We start from the raw sequence: 20,434 nt of genomic DNA, 5'->3' as shown, positions 1-20,434 counted from the left end.
AAATGGAGACCGCCCACTACTCTCAACAACCAGCCCAGCAACCCGCCGGGCTGTCATACCGATAAGTCTCCGGACTCACCGGGGCGGTTCACATCGTTGCTTGTCAAGCCGTTGTCGTTGTCTTTCGCGCGATTGCTACTTCTGCGGCCAATTGCATCGGATGCGAACTCGGACGGTATGTACCACCGGCGGTTCGAAGACCACAAATCCAGCCTTTGCCAGTGGGATTCGGCTGTGTCCGCACCGACGAGGGTAGACGGCTGAGGGCCCCAAAGCGGTCTGTCTGTCGCAACTGCCTGCGGGAGACTGCAACTCGAGGAAGTCTGAGACCCGGCTCCCACGAGGGTTTCAGTTCTCCTGTTCGCATCGTCGAGTCACTCGCCACCGGTTATACGTCCCCGGCCGTCAGCGCCCAAGGCTGCCCGCCTGGCCGAAGGAAGACCCAAGTTATCGCGGAGAAGAACGGAAAACGCCCGCAGTCTTCTGGCTGTGGGCGTTCCGCCCCGATAGTGCCTTTCGGAGACGGCCGTCAGGATGCCGTGCAGTTCTTGAGGTGGCAGCGCCTGGTAGGCACACGCCGAATCGGCCGGCTGAGCTTCCGGCACGTTCGATCGACCTCACAGGGCAGTGGGGCTCCGCGCGTCACTCGTTGAAGAAGGATGCCAGCCGTGTGTGAGAGCCAATGCTACGAAGTAGCGGCTGCACAAGCGTTTTGACCGTACTGCGCGGATCGTTGATGAGATCGAGCAGTGATGCCTCGGACGATCGCTCGTAAGTGTCGCCAGTGAACAACGGTCCCCTGTCTCCCCATTGCCGGTCGAGGACTGAATGCGAGGCCCCATCCCTCAATCCGGTAATCGTGAGGCCGAACCGCCAGCTTCCGGCGAATCCGTGCTGCTGGGCGACCACTGCAGCCAGGCGCACCAGCAAGTCGGTGTGGCCGAGGATCAACGTCTCGAAGATGACCTTCACGTCGTCGGGGCGGGGGTTCACGTTGGGAAAGGACCAAATCGCGGTAGGACGTTCGGAAGCAAGAACGAGGGTTCCGGTCTCCCTGAAAACCACCTCGGCTCGCCCGTCGCCGACGCCGAAGGTCTGCTTGATGGTTGGCCCGGTGATGATGGCGACACCGCCGGCGCGGCGCGCGGAGTTGTACGCCCGAGCGAGGGAGGGTGAGAAATCCTGCGCCTCCCTGACAGCGGCCTTGCCGATGTACTCCATCGCGGTGCTCTGCCAGGTGGGTGATTCGGCCAGAGGAACCAGCAGATCCTCGCCCGCTCCCAGCGGCTCGGCTACCAATATCAGCGCAGAACCGCCCTCGCGGCCGCCACGAGTGAGGTCATCGAGCACAGAACGAGCCTCGGCCAGGATGTCTTTGCTGCCAGCAAGTTTCCGCTCGTGAAACCGTAGAACTTCGGCGTGCGAGAGAACATGGTTCGTCTTGTCGCCACGGGCGTAATAGCGCCCGTCGACCATGTGGGGTGCCCGCGGGGACACCGGAACGTGGACAACAAGGTACCCCTTGCCCGGTTCACCCGATGCCGCGATTGCCGTGGTCTGGACCCGTATGGGCTCATCGACGCTCATCAAGGCGATCTGTTCGATCCGCTCAGACATACCTGCCAGCTCGACCGGGGACAGAGACGGTGGTGTGGTGTCCTCGTCGACGCCGATGAGGATCATGCCGCCGTCGACTGCGAAAGCTGCGATGTCGCAAGCTATCTTCTTGTTCGCGCTCTTCCCGGACTCCAATTCTCGCTTGAGGTCCAGGTGATGGGTCTCTTCCAGGAGCCCCGCGTCAGCCGCGGCACGCAGCTCGGGTTCGGTGCGTGGTCTCCACGTCGGCGTGAAACTGACGATTCCGGCTGTCTCGGTCACGACCCAACAGATTAATGCCAGCCACCGACACCCACTGTAACCCCGCCCACACCGCCGCGCCCGCCCACTTATCGGAGGCTAGCTGCTGAAAGACCGCGACGTCGTCAGTGGGCTCGCCGTGTCGCGGCCGCCCGCGGATCGACCGATGAACCCTTGCTCGGTCTCGTGGGCGATATCGTCGCGCACCTTGCGTCTGGCCCGCTCGTGCAGCTGCTCGGCGAGATCGCCTATGTCCTCAAAGATCCTATCGGCGCTCTTGGGAATCCTTTCTCCTCTCGCGCTTCGAGTTTCGACCGCGAGGGCACTCCTGTTCGGGTGCAAAGCGCTGGGGGCTTCGTCGTGTTAGTCGAGCGATTACGGCGCCGCCGCACAGGCGCAGACAACGCGGTTAAGGCCCGGGGCCGTCGGTTTCGGCGGCTGCGTTGGTGTGAAGAGCGGCCCGTTCGGGCGCGGACCAGCTTACGGTTCCGTTTCTGCGGTTGGCGCGTTGTGCTTGTTCAGTGGTGGTCTGTTCTGGAGTGAGGTGCGCACGGCGTGTGAGTTCGATCTGTAGTTCGGAAAGTTCTTCTTTCAGCCAGTCGGTATCGACCGGGTTGGCGGCGGTAGTCGTGCCGTGTGCTGGGCCGTAGATGGTGGCTTCGTCGTCGGCGAGGTGGATGCGCAGTTGTAGGGTGCCGATCGCTTGTGTGAGTTCGGTGTCTGTGAGCATCTGGGTCGGGTTGGAAGGATCGGACCCGCTGTCGCTGCCGCGATCCTGTGATGGATTGTCATCGGTAGCCGCAGTTTCGGCTGTCAGGAGGGCGTCTGCGAAGGTTTCGATGGTGGCGCGGTCGGCGGGGTTTCGGGTGTGGCGCCAGTCTTTTCGCAGGAGGGCCAGCGCTGTGGCGGGCGGATGTTGGTCGGTGATGAATGTGCAGCGGGCGGCGGCGTGATCGGCGGGCTCATGGTCGGGGATGCCGGGCTGGTTGTCGTCGCGGCAGGTGGTGCAGAGTCCGTCGTCGTAGTGGCGGGGTTGGGTGTCGGTGCGTGCGCGTTCGAGTCCGCATGCCAGGCAGGGGAGTTCGTGGTGGTCGGGGACGGCGTAGCGGTCGTAGTCGATGGTGTTGCCGGTGCCGGCAAGGAAGCTGGTGGTGTCCGCGTGCTCCGACGGGCCGCGGCCGGCTTGGTGTCGGGTGGTGCCGGTTCCTTCGGGGACGGGTAGGTGGGTGGGGTCGGCGTCGAGGTCGGCGAAGGAATGGGTGTAGGTGTCGAACGCGTCACGGCCGGGGGCGGGTCGGGCTGGACGCCGACGAGTGGGGTCGATGTATTCGCGGTGATCGCGCGCTACGGTGCGGGGATCGTGGCCGGGCTGGGTGTGGTCGAGTGGCTGGTGGAGGTGCGGGTCGGTGGCAGGGATTGCGGCGAGAATGAACGCTCGGTGTTCGGGGTAGCGGTCGGCGGCCCATCGAAGCCGCGCATTCGCGATCGGGTAGGCGCGGCTGGACAGGGTAGTGATGACGCGTTGGAAGATGTCGCGTTGGGTGCTGTTGAGGTGCGCGGTGAGGCGGATGAAGGTGGTTCGCGCTTCGTCGATTCTGCCGGTGGACACAAGGTCGCCGATTGCGTGAACGATCTCGGCGGGCGAGGGGCCTACACCGTCGCCGGGAGCTGAGCCGGCGTTACGGGGCTGGGGTGTGGGTGGTGTCATGGTTGTCGCGGTTTCGTTTGCGGTGTGGGTGTTTTCGGGTTCTGGGGTGGGGCGGGTGAGTATTTCGATGCGCCAGGCCAGAGCGGTGGCGAGTTGATCGGGGCGGGGGAGGGTTGTGGCGTCCTCGGCTGCGGCGAGCAGGAGTTCGTGAGCGGCGGCGAGTAAGTCGTGTGGTGCCCAGTCGGCGGGGGCGGTGTCGATGGCGGCGACCAGGCGCGGCCAGGCCGGACCGTTGATGATGTGTTCGGCGAGGTCGTGGCCGACGATGTCGTGCAGGTGCGGGGTCCAGTCCGGGTGGAGGGGAGGGCTCGTACGCGTGGTGAGTGCGGAGGGGTTGAGGCGCAGGCGGGACCAGAGTGCGGCGGCGGGCATGTCGTCGGGCAGTGGACGCTGAGCGGCGGCGTTGGTGAGCAGGGTGTCGATATCGATTCCGGCCGCGGCTGCAGTGTCGATGTGGGCGGCGAGGACGGGCCACCACGGGTCGCTGGTGATGCGGGTGTCGAGGCGTTTGGCCAGCGGCTCCCAGGTGTGGGTGGCGGTGTGGAGGTCGCCGAGGGCATCGGTCACCTGTGTGTTCAGTCTGGTTTGGTGGTCGTATTCGCGGGTGGTGAAGCGGGTGGGTCCGGTGGGGCGCAGGTCGGTGTCGGGGACGTGGTTGGCGGCGCGCCAGACCGCGAGCTCGGCGATCAGTTCCTGGTTGCCGAGTAGCGGTCGTGCCCAGACCGGTGCGATGGCTGCGGTCCAGGTGCGGGCGTCGGCCGTGATTTGGGTGGCCAGGTCGGTGACGATGCGGTGGCGTGCGCGGAGCTGGTTGGCGATCGTGGTGTCGGTGATTTGGTGGGGGAGGCCGTGGAGCCAGGGCAGTGGTCCGGTTCCGGTGGAGTGTGCGCCGCTGGTGTCGAGGCGCCAATCCAGCACGGCGGCTGAGTCTTTGGCGGTGTCGAGTTCGCGGTCTTTGATGGCGGTGCGCAGTGCGGTGACGGGGTCTTGGCCGGCGAGGGCGAGGGTGGACAGGTGCTGGCGCAGCACCGGGTAGGCGGGTGCGTCGGTGAGTCCGGGCAGCAGAATTTCGGCGCCCTGGTCGAGCTGGGTCAGGGCGTCGGCGCCGAGGGTGTGTTCGGTGGCGACGCCGATGCCATCGAGGTAGACGTCGACGGCGCGGCCGAGCCGGCGATAGGGGTCGAGGGCGTCGCGTAGGGAGGCCTGGGCGCTGGCATGGGTGGCCTCGCGCGCGAGAATGTGTTGCAGGACTTCGACGGCGGTGCGGGAGAGTATGGCGGGTTCGGTCCAGAAAGAGAGTTCGCTGCCGTCGATGGTGGTGGGGAGGTAGAGGTGGTTGGCGTGGATTCCGCGGGTGATCGCGACGTAGAGCTGGTTGCGGGATTCGGTGTCGGTGAGCACGGTGTGGCAGGCGTCGGCGGTGGTGCCCTGCGCGGAATCGATGGTCATCGCATACCCAAGCCGCACGTGCAGGCCGACGTATTCGGGCGGAAGGACTGTGGTGTTGCCGGGCTGGCCGCCGGGGCGCAGGTGGGTGACGGTGAGACTGCCGTCGGGGTGGACGGTGTCGATACGCCACCGGTAGCCGTTGCGCACCCAGTCGCGCTTACCGACCAGCAGGGCGCGGTTGTTGCGGCGGGTGCACACGATGTCGCCAGCCGAAGCGGACAACCCGTCTCCCAATATGGTTGTTGCTGTGGATTCGGTGGTGCGGGCGAGGCGGTCGGCGCGTGCACGGTCGTTGAGGTCGGTGACGATGTCGTGGGTCGGGGCGAGCATGATCGCGTCGCGTCCGGCGTGCTGGTCGGCGAACCAGGCGGCATAGGCTTTGTCGGCAATAGTGGCGGCGCTGCCGGAATGGATGCGCTGATGGTCGAGGTAGAAACCGAGACCGGACGGATCTCCCTCGCGTAGTGCGAGTCCGGCGGTGGCTTCGGCGGTGTCGGCGAAGCGCACCACATGCGTGAGAGTGATCGAGTCGGGGGTGTGGGCGGTGTCGATTCCCGCGCCGCCGGCGTCGATGGCGGGCAGTTGTCTGTCGTCGCCGACACACCGGACAGTGGCGCCGCGGGCGGTGAGGAATTCGAACAGTTGCAGCCGTTTTCCATCCGATAGTTTGATGTGTTCGTCAATGATCACCAACGTTCGGTCATCGATTTGCGTCACCCATCGCGGCACCGCCGCAGGAAAATCCCGGTCCGTGATCCCTGGATCCGGCCCGGGGGATGGTCGGTGCTGGTCGAGGATGTGGAGCAGCCGGTCGACGGTTTCGACGCGCGCTCGGGTGGCTTCGGCGAGGATGGCGGCGGGTGCGGCCTCGGGTGCCAGGCCCAACACTGTGCCGCCCGAGGCGCGCCAGGCGTCGACGAGGACGCGCATGGCAGTAGTCTTTCCGGTGCCCGCGGGTGCGGAGGCGACCGCGATGCGGGCCGGAGAGGTGGCGAAACTGGTGACCATGGCTGTCTGGCCGGCATTGAGTTTCTGGCCTTGATGCGCGGAATCGGTGTTGTAGTCATCGATGGCGGCGGTCACGAAACTCTCGTCGATCGTGCGTGCACCGGGCTGCACCGACAGCTCCGCGAGGCGGTATTCGATGTCGAGTTGGCGGGCGCAGGTGTAGGTCTGGGTGCCGGATCGGGTGTAGACGCTGGCACCGTCGCGGCGCTGGAACGGCTCAGCAACCGTGGCGAGATCGGGTTCGGCATCGATGTCCGGGTCCCCGCGCGCGAGCGAATTGCAGGGTGAGAGTGCTTCGGCGACAACAGCGTCGGAGACAGACGCCCAGCTGTCGCGGTCGGTGAGCGCCCGGATGCAGCGTTCGGTTTCGGCGCGGATGTGGTGGTGCTGCCACACCGACCGCTGCGCCGACACCACCTCCACAACGTGGCGGGCGATGTCCGCGATGCGCTGCTCATCGACCACCGGCGAGGGAGGCGATGCCCGATGGATGCTGGTGGCAACGACCTGGTCGAGGAGGTTGTGGCTGCCGAGCACAGTGGTTGCTTCGGTACGCCAGTCGCGGCGATGCTCGGCCCACGACCGCGACAAGTGTTTGCCGGGCCGAGTCTGCAAGGTCGCGACCTGCGCGAGATTCCACATCTCGGTCGGTGTGGGCTCGCGCCCGAGTTGCTGGTGGAAGTCGACGGTCAGCTCGCCCAACCGTTTTCGGATGGCGGCGTCGCGACGCGACCAGTATCGGATCAATATTGCGGGAATGCCGTCGACTTCGCGGATGGGGCGCTTGTTCGGGTTCGTGCCGGGGCGCTCGGAGAATTCGACACCGAGGTCGGCGCGGAGGTGGTGTTCGAGTCGGGTGTTGTAGATCTCGCTGACGGTCACGTTCAGCCGGTAGATCACCGCCGCGTCCAGGGTGCGCCACCTGCCATCGGCACCACGCACGCGGTTGGCGATCAGGACGTGTGTGTGCAAATCCGGATCGCCGCAGCGGGATTCGCGGTGGACAAAACGTGCCGCGATGAGGCCGTCGACATCGAGTTGACGCACCCCATTGCGGCCCGCGCGGGTGAAGATCCCGTGTTCTTGCAGCCAACCGAGTGCGTCGTCGACGGCGGCATCGTGGGCGCTGGCGACGCGTTCGGAGACCTCGAGAGGGGCGATGGCCCACAGCGCGGACACGCTTTTAACGGGAGAGAACGTGATGTCGAAACCGGCGACCGCCGCGGATTTCGGGCGCGAAATCTTGGCAACGAACCCTGACAACTCACGGTCATCCAACGGCGCACGCTCGTAATGTTCAGTGAACATTTCCGCCGCTACTTCGGTGCGAATCCGCGCGCGAACCTCGTCGGGAATCCCCGCGCGGACGTCGACTCCGGCCGCGATATTGTGTTCAGTGAACGCCTCGCCGCAGCGTTTCCGGAACTCATTTCCACCGGAATAGGTGCGATACGGATTACCCAACCGTGTCGCTCGCTCCGCTATTTCCTTCGCGGTTTTGAGGCTGATTCCCTTCGCAGCCTCGGAGGCGATGACGCGTGCGGCGATGACTTCTGCATCAGGATGGCGGCCCTGCCCGAACAGTGCACGCATCTGTGCTTCGGTGACCTCGTCGCCGCGCGAGAGATCCAGGGCGGCAAGTCCATTGCCCCACCACCGACCTGGTTGTTCCCCATGGGCGGAGTAGTAATCCGACAGGGTTCCGGGTCCGCGGTCGGTGGCATCGGCGGCGGCGACCTGGCGAAGGTAGTAGCGGTAACTCTCGCCGGCGAGAATCTTGTGCAGCGTCGCGGTCACCTATCCATCACAAGCCCATTGCGTCCAGTATTTCCAGGTTTGGAAGGGAGGTAGTTTGTATCAAAGCGCGCCATTTCCCCACGATGTAAGGAAATTCTTAGCTTCCGCGATGCATGAGGTGTGCGGGTGGTGAGTGAATGTGGGGGTGAGGGGTTATGGGTCAATGGGGGGTATGGGTGTGAGTGGAATAGGTGGTGGTGTGTGTTGGTGTGAGTGAGTGAGTGTGGGGTGAGTGGGTGAGGGTGAATGTGGAGAGTGGCGGTGGGGGCCTGCGGGTTGTCGCAGGCGCCAGGCTGTCGCGGCGAGTGCGACCGCGTCGCGGTCGCGTGGCGCGGCCGGTCAGTCGCGCGGGCGCTTGTTGTCGCGCGGTGAGTGGGTGTCGGGGACTGTCATGAGCGGGTGGCCGGAGAGCCCGAGGCTGATGAGTAGTCCGACGATGACGATGAGTAGGTCGTGCACGCGGAACTCCTTGCGGATGGAGTGGGTGGTGGCCGGTCCGTCGCGGGAGATAGATCACCGCGACGGACCGGAGATCGGGACTTGCGTGTGTCAGGCGGCGACGGTGTGGCGCGCGGGTGGGGTGACGAGACCGAGCCAGACGCGGCACTCGGTGCAGAACCCGTCGTCGTGGATGGCGCGGATGCGGGTGCATCCTTCACAGCGGGCCTGGCGCTGCCCGGCACCGGTCACCGGGCCACGACGGCGATGGGTCACAGGCTTGGGGTGTGCCGCACCAGGTTCGGCGTCGGCCTGCGAGTCGGCGGCCTGCTCGCTGTGTTCGGGTTGGGGAAGGTGTTCGTCGATGATGGTGGTCAGCCACCGCGGTGCGCGGCGGCGTGTCTCGGCGAGCAGGGCGGGCGCGGCACCCGGGTAGGTGGTGGTCAGGAATCGGCAGTAGGCGCGGGCGAGGTCGGTGGCAGTGAATCCGGTGGGCAGTTCGGGCAGGCGCGGGGTGCGGTCGTCACCGCGGCAGTAGTCGCACAACCCGTCGTCGCTGCGCCGTTGTCCATTGGTGGAGTGGATGGGATGCTGGTCGCGGGTGGAGCGTTCGATGAAGCATGCGACGCAGCGCCACCCGGAGATCGGGGTCATGGCCTCGCGCGTGTAGTCGACGCTGTCGCCGTGGAACGGCAACTCGGGCCGCAGGTCTCCACGCACACCGGTGCGGGCGTCGGCGTAGGCGAGCGCGTTGTCGTGGGAGACGCGGCGAGTGAGTTCGGCCGCCGCGGCGTCGTGGGTGTGCTGTTCGGCGACATGGTGCACGAACTCGAAGTCCCACCGCGCCTTCACATCCTCGTCGCTACGCGGCTGCGCACTCTGCACACGCACAGACGAGGAGGATGCGGGTTCGGCGAGCAGGCCGCGGTCGCGCAACCGCTGCTCGGTGGCGCGGGTCCTGGCGATCTCGCGGGCCATAGTGTCGCGGTGCAGGTGGTCGGCGATGTAGCCGGTGACCACGTCGGGCTCGACGAGCGCGGGTCGGCGTTTGCCGCGCGCGCGGACACGGGCGGTGATCTGCTCGGGTGTCATGCGCGACTTGTCGGTCGCGCGTGACGGTGCGAGGTAGACGCGGGCGGGTGGGTTGCGCCACAGCCGGATCGAGGTCGGTGCGGTCTCGGCGGCCGTGAGCGGGGCGTAGTCGCGGAAGGCTTCCTCCTCGATGCTGCTGCCGTTGGCGCGAGCGCGCTGTTCCAGGATCGCGATCCGCTCCTCCCGCTCCCGCACATACAGGCCGGGGTCGGTGTCGGGCAGCAACCGCGCCAGCAGATCCCGCTTCGGTTCGTCATAGCGGAACGCGGCTTGCAAGCGCAGCAGCGCGGTGCGGAACGGGTAGAGGGTGAAGGTGTCGACCATGGCGTCGAGCACCTCCCGCTCTGCGGGGGTGGCGTGGGTGAGTGCGGTGGTGAAGGTCCGGCGCGCGGCGCGGCGGTCGCTGGTGATGCTGTAGTCGAGGTGGGCGATGGCATCGAGGAAGGTGCTGGTTTCGGTCACGAGTTCGTCCTGTCGTTCTTCGAATGGTTGGCGAGCACCCGCTGGGACCGTCACGGTCCCGATCGAACATGCGGGTGTCGGGCCGGTCGTGGGGACCAGCCGAGGGCGCAAGAACCAGGCGGGCGGCGACGCGCGGGCGAGCGCGGAACGCGCCGGGGCGTGCGCGCGCGAATTCCCGCGCACACCAACCGAACTGGCGGCGGTCGCTGGGGTCGGCGCGCCGGGGAATTCGTGAGCGCCGGGCGCGGGCCGTCACGCGCGGCGCCGCCCGCCGTGGTAGCCCTCGGAGGGCTGGTCACTGCGATCGGCCAGCCGCCTGCCCCCCGCAACGCAACTCACCCCGCCCGGAACCGGAGACGGTTGCGAACGGGGTGAGCGGGCCAACGGGTGGAATTGCGAGGCAGTGACTTACAGGTGCAGGGCGGTGACTTAGTACGGGGGCGCGTCGTCGCCGAATTCAGCGGCAGCTGCGGCCATCGCCGGCTCCCGCCACGGATCCTCTTCACCGGAGGAGGAACCCGCCGGCTGGTCGGATCCTGTGCTGGTGTCTGCGGTGGGGTCGCCGAATCCGTCGCGATGACCGGTCACGGCGCGGCGGGTTCGTGGTCCGCTGGATGTGCCCACTGTGGTGCGGGTGACGGTTGCGGTGGCGTAGCGCAGCGAGGGACCGATCTCGTCGACGTCGAGTTCGACGACGGTGCGTTTGTCGCCCTCCCGGGTGGTGAACGAGCGCTGCTTGAGTCGTCCGGTGACGATCACACGCGCTCCCCGCGAGAGGGATTCGGCGAGGTTCTCCGCTGCCTGTCGCCACAGATTGCAGCGCAGGAACAACGGATCGCCGTCTTTCCACTCACCGGCGTTGCGGTCGAAGTACCGCGGTGTGGAGGCGACAGTGAAGTTGGCCACCGCCGCGCCGGCTGGAGTGAATCTAAGCTCTGGCGAGTCTGTCAGGTTTCCTGTGACGGTCAGGACCGTGTCACCGGCCATGGGCGTTCTCCTCAATCATCAGCACCGGGGATTGGATGGAATACGAGACCGGCCCTGCAGGGATGTGGCGGGGCCGGGGTGTGGTTATTTGTCGATGGGGATGTCGTGGTAGTCGATGTCGCCGGTGGCGGCCTGTTCGACGTCGACCAACGCGAAATCGTCGTCGGGAGTGGCGATGTCGGCGAGCAGGTGCAGATACCGGGCGGTGGTTTCCGATCGTGTTCGCCACAGGCCCTTGTCCAGGGTGACCTCCCGGTTGGCTAGCACCATGCCCAGTGCGAGCACCCAGGCCCGGTTGGTCGACGCGGCACCGATCACCTTCACCAGTTCCTCGCTCGACCAGCCGATCCCGAGCACCTTTGTCATCAACTGCAACGCCCCCGGTGCCAGATTCCGCGCCAGGTACTCGGCCACGAAATGCGCGGCCTGCGCCGGCGGTTTGCTCCGCTGGACATACTTCGACAGGAATTCCTCACGCCGCTCGGCCGCCGCCACACCCCGCTTGTTCAGCTCCCGCACCCGGCGGCGGGCCAACCGTGCTTCTTCCCGCGCCGCGGCAGCGCGTTCGGCGGCGGCCAGAGCCTGCTGCGGGTCGGCGGCCTGCGGGACAGGCCGCTGTAGTCCGGTGGTGTCGAGTTGGTCGGCGGGCAGGTAATAGGCCGGGATCCAGCGATCACGCCAGGCGAGCCCGTCCGCGCGGCGCAACCCCTCGCCGGGTTCGGTGTCGGGGTCGTGCTCGGTGTCCCAGTCGACGGTGTCGGGATCGACCAGCGCGCCGGTAGCGGTATCGACCAGCTCACCGTTTTCCTCGACATCGACCCACACCACCCACCGCGCCGGATCGGCGTACACGTCGTCATCGGTGACCGGTTCGCCGTCGGCGCGGGTCAGGTCGGTGGCGGGCAGGTAGGCGTGGTCGGGGCCGGGCTCGTCGGTGAGGATCCCGAATCCGTAGGCGCCGTAGGGCAGTGACGCGTGGAGGCGGCGGCGGGTTTCGTCGCGGTCCGCGGCGATGGCCTTGGCCGTGTAGCTGAAGTTGTAGCGGGAGGTCGTGGTCAGCTTTTCGACGGCGTCGGTGTCGCCGAGGTTGTCGTAGTCGGCGATGACGGCGAGCTGGTCGAGGCTGTACTGGCCGGCATCGGCCAATTCGCGTCCGGTCGCCGACCTGCCGACTGCGGCGAGCTTGCGCACTTCGGCGCGTTTGGTCTGTTGCAGTCCTTTCGCCACCCGGGTCGGTGAGGCGCCCAGATCGAGCATGAGCGCGATACCAGCGGCGATGTCGGCCTGGGTCAACGGGATCCGACGCTCGTTGAGGTTGATCTGGGTCAGGGTGCGGTCGATACGCCGGTTCTTGGTGTCGACATCGCTGCGGGCCTCGGTGATCCACACCGGAACCCGGCAGACGCCGACGGCCTGTGCGATCAACACTCGCACCTGGCCATCGATCACATGCACCGTGCCGTCGGGTTCGCGTTCGGCCAACACCGGCGCGGTCACACCGAACTCGCGGATCGAGTCGGCCTGCTTCGGGTGCTCGGCGACGTCGAAGTCCTTGCGCACGTTCTCCGCGATCACCAACTCCCGCGGATCCATATACGCCGCAGTCGCGTTCGCCGGAACCGGCGCATGGTCGTCGGTGTCCTCGTCGCCGGTGCCGGTGGGCACGGGCTGTGAAGCAGTGCGCTCATCGGCAGCCTGATCGCCGGTCGCGGTGGACGTAGTGGAGTCGGCGTCGGGTTCGATGTCGGGGACGACGGTGAGGGCGGTCGAACTCAAAGGGGACCTCCTATGAGATGACGAACGGCGCAGCCGCACCGCGGTTGAATGGTGGTGTGGCCGTGCCGGTCTGGACGGTGAACCGGATCGGGTGTGGTTTAGGCGGCTGTTTGGCTCGAGGTGCGGGTGACGTTGATCGGGTGCAGGCGCAGCACGCCGTCTTCGTCGTCGAGGTAGGCCCAGTGGCGGCCCCGCCACCCGGCGTGCTCGTCGCGCCAGCGGTCGGCGACGGCGGAATCCATCTCGGCGAGCGTGGCGGTCGTGCCCGCGGCGCCACGGTGTTCGAGTCGATCGAATTCCGCGCGGGACAGGGTCGGGACAGAGTTCGCGGACGGCATGAACAGTGACCTTTCTGATCGGGAACGAAAACGAGGAGACGAGAAAAGAGGCGATGCTGGTCAGCGGTGCAGATCGACGCCGAGTGCGTCGGCGATGTCGTGGGCGTAGGTGACGACGGCGTGGAGCCGGGGTGGGGATGTGGCGTCTCGCAGTGTGGTGTCGAGGGACGGGCGAACCGATGCTGTGGGTTGGAGTCCAGGGCTGCGTCCAGCGCGATCGAGGCCAGCGCTCCGTCGCCTCGGTGATAGGCCGAGAACGCCAGCAGAGCCGCGGCATGGGCGCGTTCGGGATCGGGCAGGCTGCGGGTGAGCAGCGCCCACAACCGTTCAGCCGCGTCGACACGGGCAGTGCCGGCCAGCCCGAGCAGGCAATGGCGCACGGCGGCTGTGCGTAAGGCCGCAGCGAGTGCGGCCATATCCGCTGGAGTCAGTGTCGAACCTGCTGCGAGCGTGTCGATGTGCTCGACCACCGTCGCGACGGTGGCGGTGATCGCGCTGGGCGCGTGGGGTGTGTGGATGCCGGTGTCGGCGGGGAGCAGTGCGCGGACCTGGTCGGCCTGCGCCGGGTCGGGCTCGATCAGGCGGGTCAGTTCCTCGCGTGACCGGCGGATGAGATGTCCCGCGACGACGAACGTGGCGGCAAGCGTGGTCGCGTCGGGCTCGGGCTCGACGCCGGACTCGGTGGCGTCGAGCAGGCTCCACCACGGCGCGCCTGCGTCGATCACGCGGGTCGCCCATGCCGAGGCGAGAACAACACCGCGTGTGGTGAGGGCTCGGTCGAGGATGCCGAGGGTGTGGGTGTGCCCTGCTAGGCGGCGCGGACGCTTGTTGCGCGGTGCTGTCGACGACGAGAACCAATACTGCCGACGCGTTTTCGTTCGCGGCGACGTCGGCCAGTTGCGTCACGACGGCGGTGAGCCGGCTGTCGCTGATGTGGAGGTCGTGGCGTGCGACGACTTTGATGCAGACCTCGTCGGCGGGAGGGCGGCGTTCGAGGAGCGCCACGACCAATGAATCGACGGGGTAGAAGCCGAGCAGGGCCGGCACGGCGGCGATGAATTCACCTGGGGCGGACATGCGTAGTGTCGTCGGCTGAGTCATGAACAATCCCTTCACTGGACAACGAATCGGAGTCGGCCGACACAGCTGACTGGGGCGCGGGCAGCCAGGTCGGCGTGTCGCGGTCATCTCATGAAGTGGTGGATGTCGTGGCCGCTGGTGATCAGGCGCGCGCCCAGTGGCGATCAACTCGTGCGGCGGGAGAAGAATGCCTCGGCCTCGTGAAGGTTGGCGGTGCCCTCCGCCTGGTGCATCAACGCACCGATACCGGTGAGCACCTGTACGAATCCACCATCATTCACCGTCCCCGGTGAACAAGCTGCGGGTGGCGATGATCGCGGCCAGCAGATCCAGCGGCTGCTCACCGGTGTCGCTGGGTGCTGCGTCGCGGACTTTTCGGAGTTTGCGCAGCCGCGAGGCGGGGCGCAGTTCGACACCGAATATCGACCTGCTGTGTTCACCGCCGGGGGCTCGGATCAGGGTGTAGTCCTCGAGCGCGATCCACGCCTCGTACCACGCCTCGGCAGGCTGGCCTTCACGTCGGCCCTCACCAGGCTCAGGAGCTGGTGGCGCCCACAGGCGGCAGGTGCAGTCCGGGTCGCCGCACGGGCGCCGGCTGGGATGGCGGTTGTAGTGGTCGGTGTGCCCGGCCAGCATCGGGCATGTCCGTTTCGAATACAGACCACACTCGGGATGCAGGGCGGGTTCCGGGCCGATGCCGCGCAGGTAGTCCCACGGCCTGATGTAGACCACGACCCAGGGGCCGTCGAGGCGCTGACCGCACACCTGGCACAGGCTGTGCTGCCAGATTCGTTGCAGCCGCGCCGGATTCACCGCGCCCCACACCGGCTTGGCGGGGTCGCGGTGGGTCATCGTGATATACGGCACGATCATGCCCGCCGCGACCGGCGCCTCGGCGAGGCGTTGCGGAACCGGAACCGAGTTCGGGGCGGCGCTGCCGGGTGTGTCGGGCATCGGGTACCTCCATTCGCATCGAAGGGGGAAGGGGGCGATCACTGCCCATCAGCGCTCGCCGAGGCTGGAGAAGGGTGCGCGCGCAGTACGTGAGAGGCGCTGCGTACGAGCCGTTCCCGAATCTGGTAGTCGGCGATGGCGTTGTTGAGCAGGTCCAGTGGCTCACCGCCGACGACGGTGGCCATCGTGTGCGCGACACCGAGCGCGTGCCGCGTCGAGGCGATGTAGGGGTCGAGAGCGTCGAGCAGGATGTCGACGGTCTCGTCGCGGCTCAACGGTTGTGCTGTGGAATCGCGCACGGGCGCAACTCCTTTCGGGATGTCGAGCTTTCGGCCGCTGCTGTTCGGACCATGCGGCGGCGGCCGAAAGCGCATCGATTGATGGCGGGTCGGTCAGTGGGGTTGCAGGCCGAGCAGGTCGGCGTAGCGGTCGACGCCGTCGAATTGCGGGCATGCGCAGCGGGGGAACGGGTGCGCGCAGTCGGCGCAGTAGCCGCACCATCCGCAGTGCGGGCCGAAGGGGTCGTCTTCGAACGCGCCGCAGTGTTCGCAGAATCCGATGTAGTCGGTGTCGGCGCTGGCCCATTCGCGTATCAGGTAGCTGTCGTTGGAGTACCAGGTGCCGCCGACCCAGTGCCCGTGGTGTTCGTTGAAGATGTAGGCGGGGTGCTTGTAGGCCGGATCGGTGGTCAAGATGACGACCTTGTTGCCGATGAGCCAATGTTCGAATCGGTCGCGCCCCGCCCAACTGTCGAGCGACCCGAACGGTTTGGTGGGCAGGAAGTCCTCGGCCGCGATCCGGGTATCCGAGCGCGAGTCCCCGGCGGCGGGATGGACGTTGTCGGGTAGGACACCGTTGTGGGCGAGCACGGTTCGCTGGTCGTCGCCGACGATGAAGGGGTGGCAGTTGCTGGTGTCGCGGTCGCCGTGCGTGGCGTAGCGGGAGTGGAACAACGCTGGCCCGCCGGGATGTTTGGCGCGCTGTTCGGCGAATTCGGCGATTACCTGTTCGGCGTTCATGCCGTGCCCGACGAGGATCGTGTCGCTGGTGTGGATGGCGTAGCCGTGCCCGTGTGGGTTGGCCAGCGCGCCGCCGTGCAGGGCGTCGAGGTCGGGGTCCTGGCCGGGTTTGTAGAAGGTCAGGATGCACAAGCGAGGGCCTCCAATTCGTCGGTCAGGCAGCGATATTCGGGCCGCGCGGCAAGCCACGCGATGAACGCCGCCCATTCCCAGCCCCGACGGCGGGCGATATCAGCGGCCGAGAGGGCGCGGGTGTATTCGACGGAGGCGTCGGCGAAGGCGAGCGCGGCCTGCACCTCCCGCGCGTGCAGAGAGCTGGCGAACACCCGCAGCTCGAACGTGTCCTCGGGACACACATTGATCGCCTGATACCGGAACGCGCCTCCCGTGTCACCCTTGGCGTGGGCGGCGGCGCGAGCGCGGGCACCAGGGTCGAATACCGCCCACTGCTCGGAGTCGCGGCGCGCCAGCGCTTTGACGTGGGATTCGTTGCGGTAGACGAACTTCAACCACCGGTAGGTGTGCGCGGGGGAGGAGAACCCGGCGCGGGACACGTGCACATGGATACCGACACTGGTATCGGTGTAGGCCCCCAGCAGCCGCAACCGATTCAGCAGCGACCACGGAAACCATTGGCGTGCAAACTCATACGACATCGGGTGCGTCACGAGCTCGTATCCGCACGGCTGGATACTGCCGTCTTCCTTGAGGTATCCGATGTCATTGAGCTGGTCGATGGCGAGTTCGGTCGCTTCGTCGAAAACGTTTCGGGGGGTTTTGATTTCCAGTTCCAGGCCGAGGTACAGCGGTCCGGTGCCGTGGAAGTCGGGTTCGGGTTTGTAGCTGTAGGAGTGGATGCCGTGGTGGTCGGGTCGTTGGTTGGCGCAGGTGTCGCAGTAGTCTTCCCAGCAGCGGATGAGGATGTCGCAGCCGCTGCAACGGTGGTAGTCGGCGTCCTCGCAGCGCCCGCACACATCCGCCCCGGATTCGGTCTCGTTGAGCCCGTCTGCGCGGGAGCCGCAGTCGTCGCACACCAGGTAGCTGTCGGCGCAGTCGTCGCAGACCTCGCCATGGCCGATGACACGGACCAGGTCGCTGTCGAAGCGGTCGCAATCGCGGCACCGGCGCCAGCCGATCGAACAATCCGTGCACACTTCGGTGCCGCGCACGGTAGAGCGGCGCTCCCGGGTGTGGGTGGCGCAGTCGTCGCAGGTGTCGAGCCGGTCGGCGCACGCGCGGCACAGATGATCACCTTCGACGGTGGTGACGGTCGTGTTGTCGTCGATCGGGTGTGAACACTCCTCACACCGACGATCGGTGAGCGTGGATGCGGGCATACAGGATTCACGTCCTTCCGGAAAGTGGGGGACAGACGACGGCGCCCCGCTGCGGGCCGGGCTAGCGGCGCGAAGCGGGGCGCAAGAGGAAAGCGGTGCCAATGCAGCTCGGGTCGAGCAGGCTGGCGGGTCAGGTCAGCTGGATGCGGGGGCCGCGGTGGGAGCTGGCCGGGCCGGGGGTTGGCAGGCAGGTGCAGTGGGCGAGGGTGTGGTGGCAGTGGAAGCACCAGCCGCAGGTGCGGCAGTAGCGGCTGGTGCGTTCGAGATCGCGGTCCAGGCAGTACCCGCACACCGTCCGGCGCCGGGCCGGCCACCGCTGCTCGGGCGGCAGATAGGAGCGGTTGGAATACCAGACTCCGCCCACCCACTGCCCCGCGCTCTCACCGAACACGTAGGCGGTGTGGGCGTAGGCGGGGTCGACGGTCAAGATCACCAGCTTGCTCGACCCCAACCAGCCAGAAAGTCCGCGCGCTCCGGCGGCGGTGTCGATCGGACCGAACGGTTGAGCCGGCAGGTAGTCCTCGGCCGCGATCCGGGTATCCGAGCGCCGGTCATACGCGCGCGGATGGACCCGCTTGGGCAGAGTGCCATTGTGCGCCAGCACCGTTCGCGCATCACCGCCGAGCCGGAAGGGATGGCAGTTGGACAGGTCGATCGCGCCGCGGGTGGCGTAGCGGGAGTGGAACAACGCCGGACCGCCGGGGTGGTCGGCGCGGGTGCGGGCGAAGCCGGCGATAACGGTGCCGGCGTTCATGCCGTGCCCGGTGATGATGCGGCCGCCGGTGACGATCGCGAAGCCGTGACCGTCGGGGTTGGCATCGGCCCCGAACCGCAGCGCGCTCGTGTCGATCGCGGCACCGGCGGGGTAGTAGGTCAGCAGGCACATTGCAGGTTCTCCATCTCCGCGGCCAGTGGCTGGTAGTGGGGGCGTGTGGTGACCCAGGTGGCGAAGCGGGCCCAGTCCCAGGCGCCGGCGCGGATGTCGGCGATCCGTAGACCGCGGGTGTAGTCGATGGAGGCGGCGGTGAACGCGAGCGCGGCCTGCACCTGTTGCACATCCAGAGAGCTGGCGAACACCCGCACCTCCAGGGTGTTGCGCGGCAGCGGGTTGATCGCCTGATATCGCTCCAACCCCAGCGCGTGCTGCGGCCCCTTAGCGGTATCACGCGCACGTGCACGGGCGACGCTGTCGAACTGGGCATAGTGAGTGCGCCGGCGCGCCAACCGCGTGACCGCTGTTTCGTTGCGGTACAACAGTTTCAGCCACCGATACACATGCGCCGGGTTGTCGAACCCCGCACGACTGGCGTGTACATGCAATCCCACCGACGCATCGGCCTCACACCCGAGCCGGTGCAGCTGCTCGAGCAGCGGCCAGGGAAACGACTCGATCGCGTACCGATAGGACATCGGGTGGCTGACGAGCTCGAAACCGGACGGTCTGATAGAAGAGTCCTTCTTCAGGTACCCGAGGTCGCCGAGGTGTTCGGTGGCGAGGGTGGCGCAGGTGTCGAAGCGGTGTTCGGGGACGATGATCTCCAATTCCAGCCCGAGGTAGAGGGGGCCGGCGCCGTGGAAGCGGGGGTCGGGGCGGTAGGTGTAGTTCCAGACCTTCCCGCGGTGGGCGCACGCCTCGCATCGGTGTCCGGGTTGGACGAGGGTGCCGCATGCCGGGCAGGCGTGGAATCGGCTGGCGCAGCGGGGGCAGGCGCGGTGTCCTCCGGAGATGTAGCGGCTGTCGGCACTGAACTGGCCGCAGCTGAAACACGCGGCGAACAACGCTCCTGCGCATCGCGCGCACACCGGGTCATCGGTGTCGGTGCGCAGGTGCGGGCCGGTCAACTGCCGGCACGAGACACAGCCGGTCCACCCGGTCAGGCAGTGCGCACACAATTGCGACTCCTCGGCTGTGTGGGTCAGCCGCAGTGACGGGGTCCGGCAGTGGTCGCATCGGGGCAGTTGCTGCCAACACGACTCGCACACAGCGACATTCGCGATGCACGACTCCGTATCGGACGTCGCGCCGTCACAGACCGGGCATGGTGGGCCCAGGATCGGATCGGTCATGAACGCACACACCCTCCACAAAGAAAAGGCGCCGGCCGACAGGGGAGTCGACCGGCGCGGGGATACGTACAGGAACAGGGCGAGCAGGAGTAACGGCGAGCATTCGAGGGATGCCGAGACCTGAGCCATTGCGTTATGGGAGATGCCCTGATGCGTAGGGCTGTTCGCTCAGGCGGCCAGGCTGGGGCGGGCGTATTCGCAGTGGTCGGCCGGTTGGCCGTGGTGTTTGCCCGGACAGTCGATGGCCCGCAGGACACGGTCGGCCACGGATAGGCGGGTGCGGGTCTCGGCTTCGAGATCGTCGATGCGGGACTTCGCGATCGCTTCGTAGTGCTCGTGTGAAGCGGTCACCGATTCCATGTGGGGGAATCCGGCTTGGATCCACATGCGCACGTAGAGACCGAAGGCGGCCGTGTTGAGCGGGGCTTTCTGGCTGGCCTGCATGACCGTGAGCGCGACCTCGGCTGCGGTCCCAGACACCGGAGACAGGCCCGCGGCGACGCGGTCGAGCAGTTCACGGCAGTGTGACCGGTACACGAATTCCTGGCGCATCCGCTCATGGGTCGGCATCAACAGCCCGAACGAGTGGTAGAGGGTGTTGCGGTGGCGCGGATGGCGTCGTTGCGCCCGGGCGATTTCGTCTTCGGCCCAGTCGATCTGTTCGAACACCGGCTCGAGATCGGACAGACACCGAGACACCATCGATGCGATATCAGCGACCTCGTCGAGCTGGCTTTCGGTCACGGGAACTCCTTTCGACAGCAAAAGAGAAAAGGGATGCGAGGCATGACTGCGAGTTGACGGATGACGTCGCTGACTGTGACCGCGTGGTCGCGGATGCGGCGGGACTGGATGGCTGGGTTTGGGCGTAGTGTTGAACTGCGAGGCGTGGGCTGATCTCATTCAGAATTCGGGAGACCCGACATGAACGACCCCCGCACAACCAGAAGCGCACGGGGGCAAGACGCTGGGGAACTTGCTGCGCGGCTACATCATTCGCGGGAAGTCATGGATCGCCGCCGCGCGCTCGCACGTCGACGCGAACAGAATGTCAGCGACGCAGTG

13 protein-coding genes and 1 pseudogene are annotated in these 20,434 nt (G+C 66.9%); all 14 read right to left on the bottom strand.

The annotated features are described in order from the left end of the window. Positions 1-642: 642 nt before the first annotated feature. On the bottom strand, positions 643-1,878 hold the full coding sequence (locus tag NMI01S_RS33575; protein ID WP_245717145.1) for an AlbA family DNA-binding domain-containing protein: 1,236 nt from the start codon (positions 1,876-1,878) through the stop codon (positions 643-645). Positions 1,879-2,266: 388 nt separating this feature from the next. Further along, complete coding sequence (gene mobF / locus NMI01S_RS33565) at positions 2,267-7,819, bottom strand: MobF family relaxase (RefSeq protein ID WP_063002773.1); 5,553 nt, start codon at positions 7,817-7,819, stop codon at positions 2,267-2,269. A 549-nt stretch (positions 7,820-8,368) separates the two neighbouring features. After that, a complete protein-coding gene (locus NMI01S_RS33560; RefSeq protein ID WP_063002772.1) occupies positions 8,369-9,811 on the bottom strand; it encodes a hypothetical protein in 1,443 nt (480 codons plus the stop codon). Positions 9,812-10,240: 429 nt separating this feature from the next. Next, positions 10,241-10,798, bottom strand: coding sequence for a single-stranded DNA-binding protein (locus NMI01S_RS33555; RefSeq protein WP_063002771.1), 558 nt, complete (start codon positions 10,796-10,798; stop codon positions 10,241-10,243). An 84-nt stretch (positions 10,799-10,882) separates the two neighbouring features. Beyond that, entirely contained in the window at positions 10,883-12,574 is a 1,692-nt protein-coding gene (locus NMI01S_RS33550; protein ID WP_063002770.1) for a ParB/RepB/Spo0J family partition protein, read from the bottom strand. Between the two features lie 98 nt (positions 12,575-12,672). Continuing rightward, complete coding sequence (locus tag NMI01S_RS35250) at positions 12,673-12,912, bottom strand: hypothetical protein (protein WP_063002769.1); 240 nt, start codon at positions 12,910-12,912, stop codon at positions 12,673-12,675. Positions 12,913-13,139: 227 nt separating this feature from the next. Then, positions 13,140-13,989: pseudogene (locus tag NMI01S_RS36500) on the bottom strand (DUF4192 domain-containing protein); the annotation flags it as partial. Positions 13,990-14,265: 276 nt separating this feature from the next. Further along, a complete protein-coding gene (locus NMI01S_RS33530; protein ID WP_063002766.1) occupies positions 14,266-14,946 on the bottom strand; it encodes a hypothetical protein in 681 nt (226 codons plus the stop codon). A 38-nt stretch (positions 14,947-14,984) separates the two neighbouring features. Further along, on the bottom strand, positions 14,985-15,245 hold the full coding sequence (locus NMI01S_RS33525; RefSeq protein ID WP_063002765.1) for a hypothetical protein: 261 nt from the start codon (positions 15,243-15,245) through the stop codon (positions 14,985-14,987). Positions 15,246-15,338: 93 nt separating this feature from the next. Next, positions 15,339-16,097 carry a class II glutamine amidotransferase domain-containing protein gene (locus NMI01S_RS33520; protein WP_063002764.1) on the bottom strand — a complete coding sequence of 253 codons (759 nt, stop codon included), beginning with the start codon at positions 16,095-16,097 and terminating at the stop codon, positions 15,339-15,341. After that, positions 16,085-17,302 (bottom strand): hypothetical protein, encoded by a 1,218-nt coding sequence (locus NMI01S_RS36210; RefSeq protein WP_245717143.1) that lies wholly within the window; start codon positions 17,300-17,302, stop codon positions 16,085-16,087. Before NMI01S_RS36210 ends, NMI01S_RS33520 begins: the two co-directional genes overlap by 13 nt. A 130-nt stretch (positions 17,303-17,432) precedes the next feature. Continuing rightward, positions 17,433-18,188, bottom strand: a complete 756-nt coding sequence (locus NMI01S_RS33510; protein WP_063002763.1) for a class II glutamine amidotransferase — start codon at positions 18,186-18,188, stop codon at positions 17,433-17,435. Then, entirely contained in the window at positions 18,176-19,144 is a 969-nt protein-coding gene (locus tag NMI01S_RS33505) for a hypothetical protein (protein WP_084513484.1), read from the bottom strand. Before NMI01S_RS33505 ends, NMI01S_RS33510 begins: the two co-directional genes overlap by 13 nt. 393 nt (positions 19,145-19,537) lie before the next feature. After that, a complete protein-coding gene (locus NMI01S_RS33500) occupies positions 19,538-20,113 on the bottom strand; it encodes a hypothetical protein (RefSeq protein WP_063002762.1) in 576 nt (191 codons plus the stop codon). Positions 20,114-20,434 lie beyond the last annotated feature (321 nt).

It is taken from the genome of Nocardia mikamii NBRC 108933 (assembly GCF_001613505.1).
GTDB lineage: Bacteria > Actinomycetota > Actinomycetes > Mycobacteriales > Mycobacteriaceae > Nocardia > Nocardia mikamii.
The sequence above is the reverse complement of the archived record's forward strand: the minus strand, read 5'-3'. Positions and strand labels throughout refer to the sequence as shown.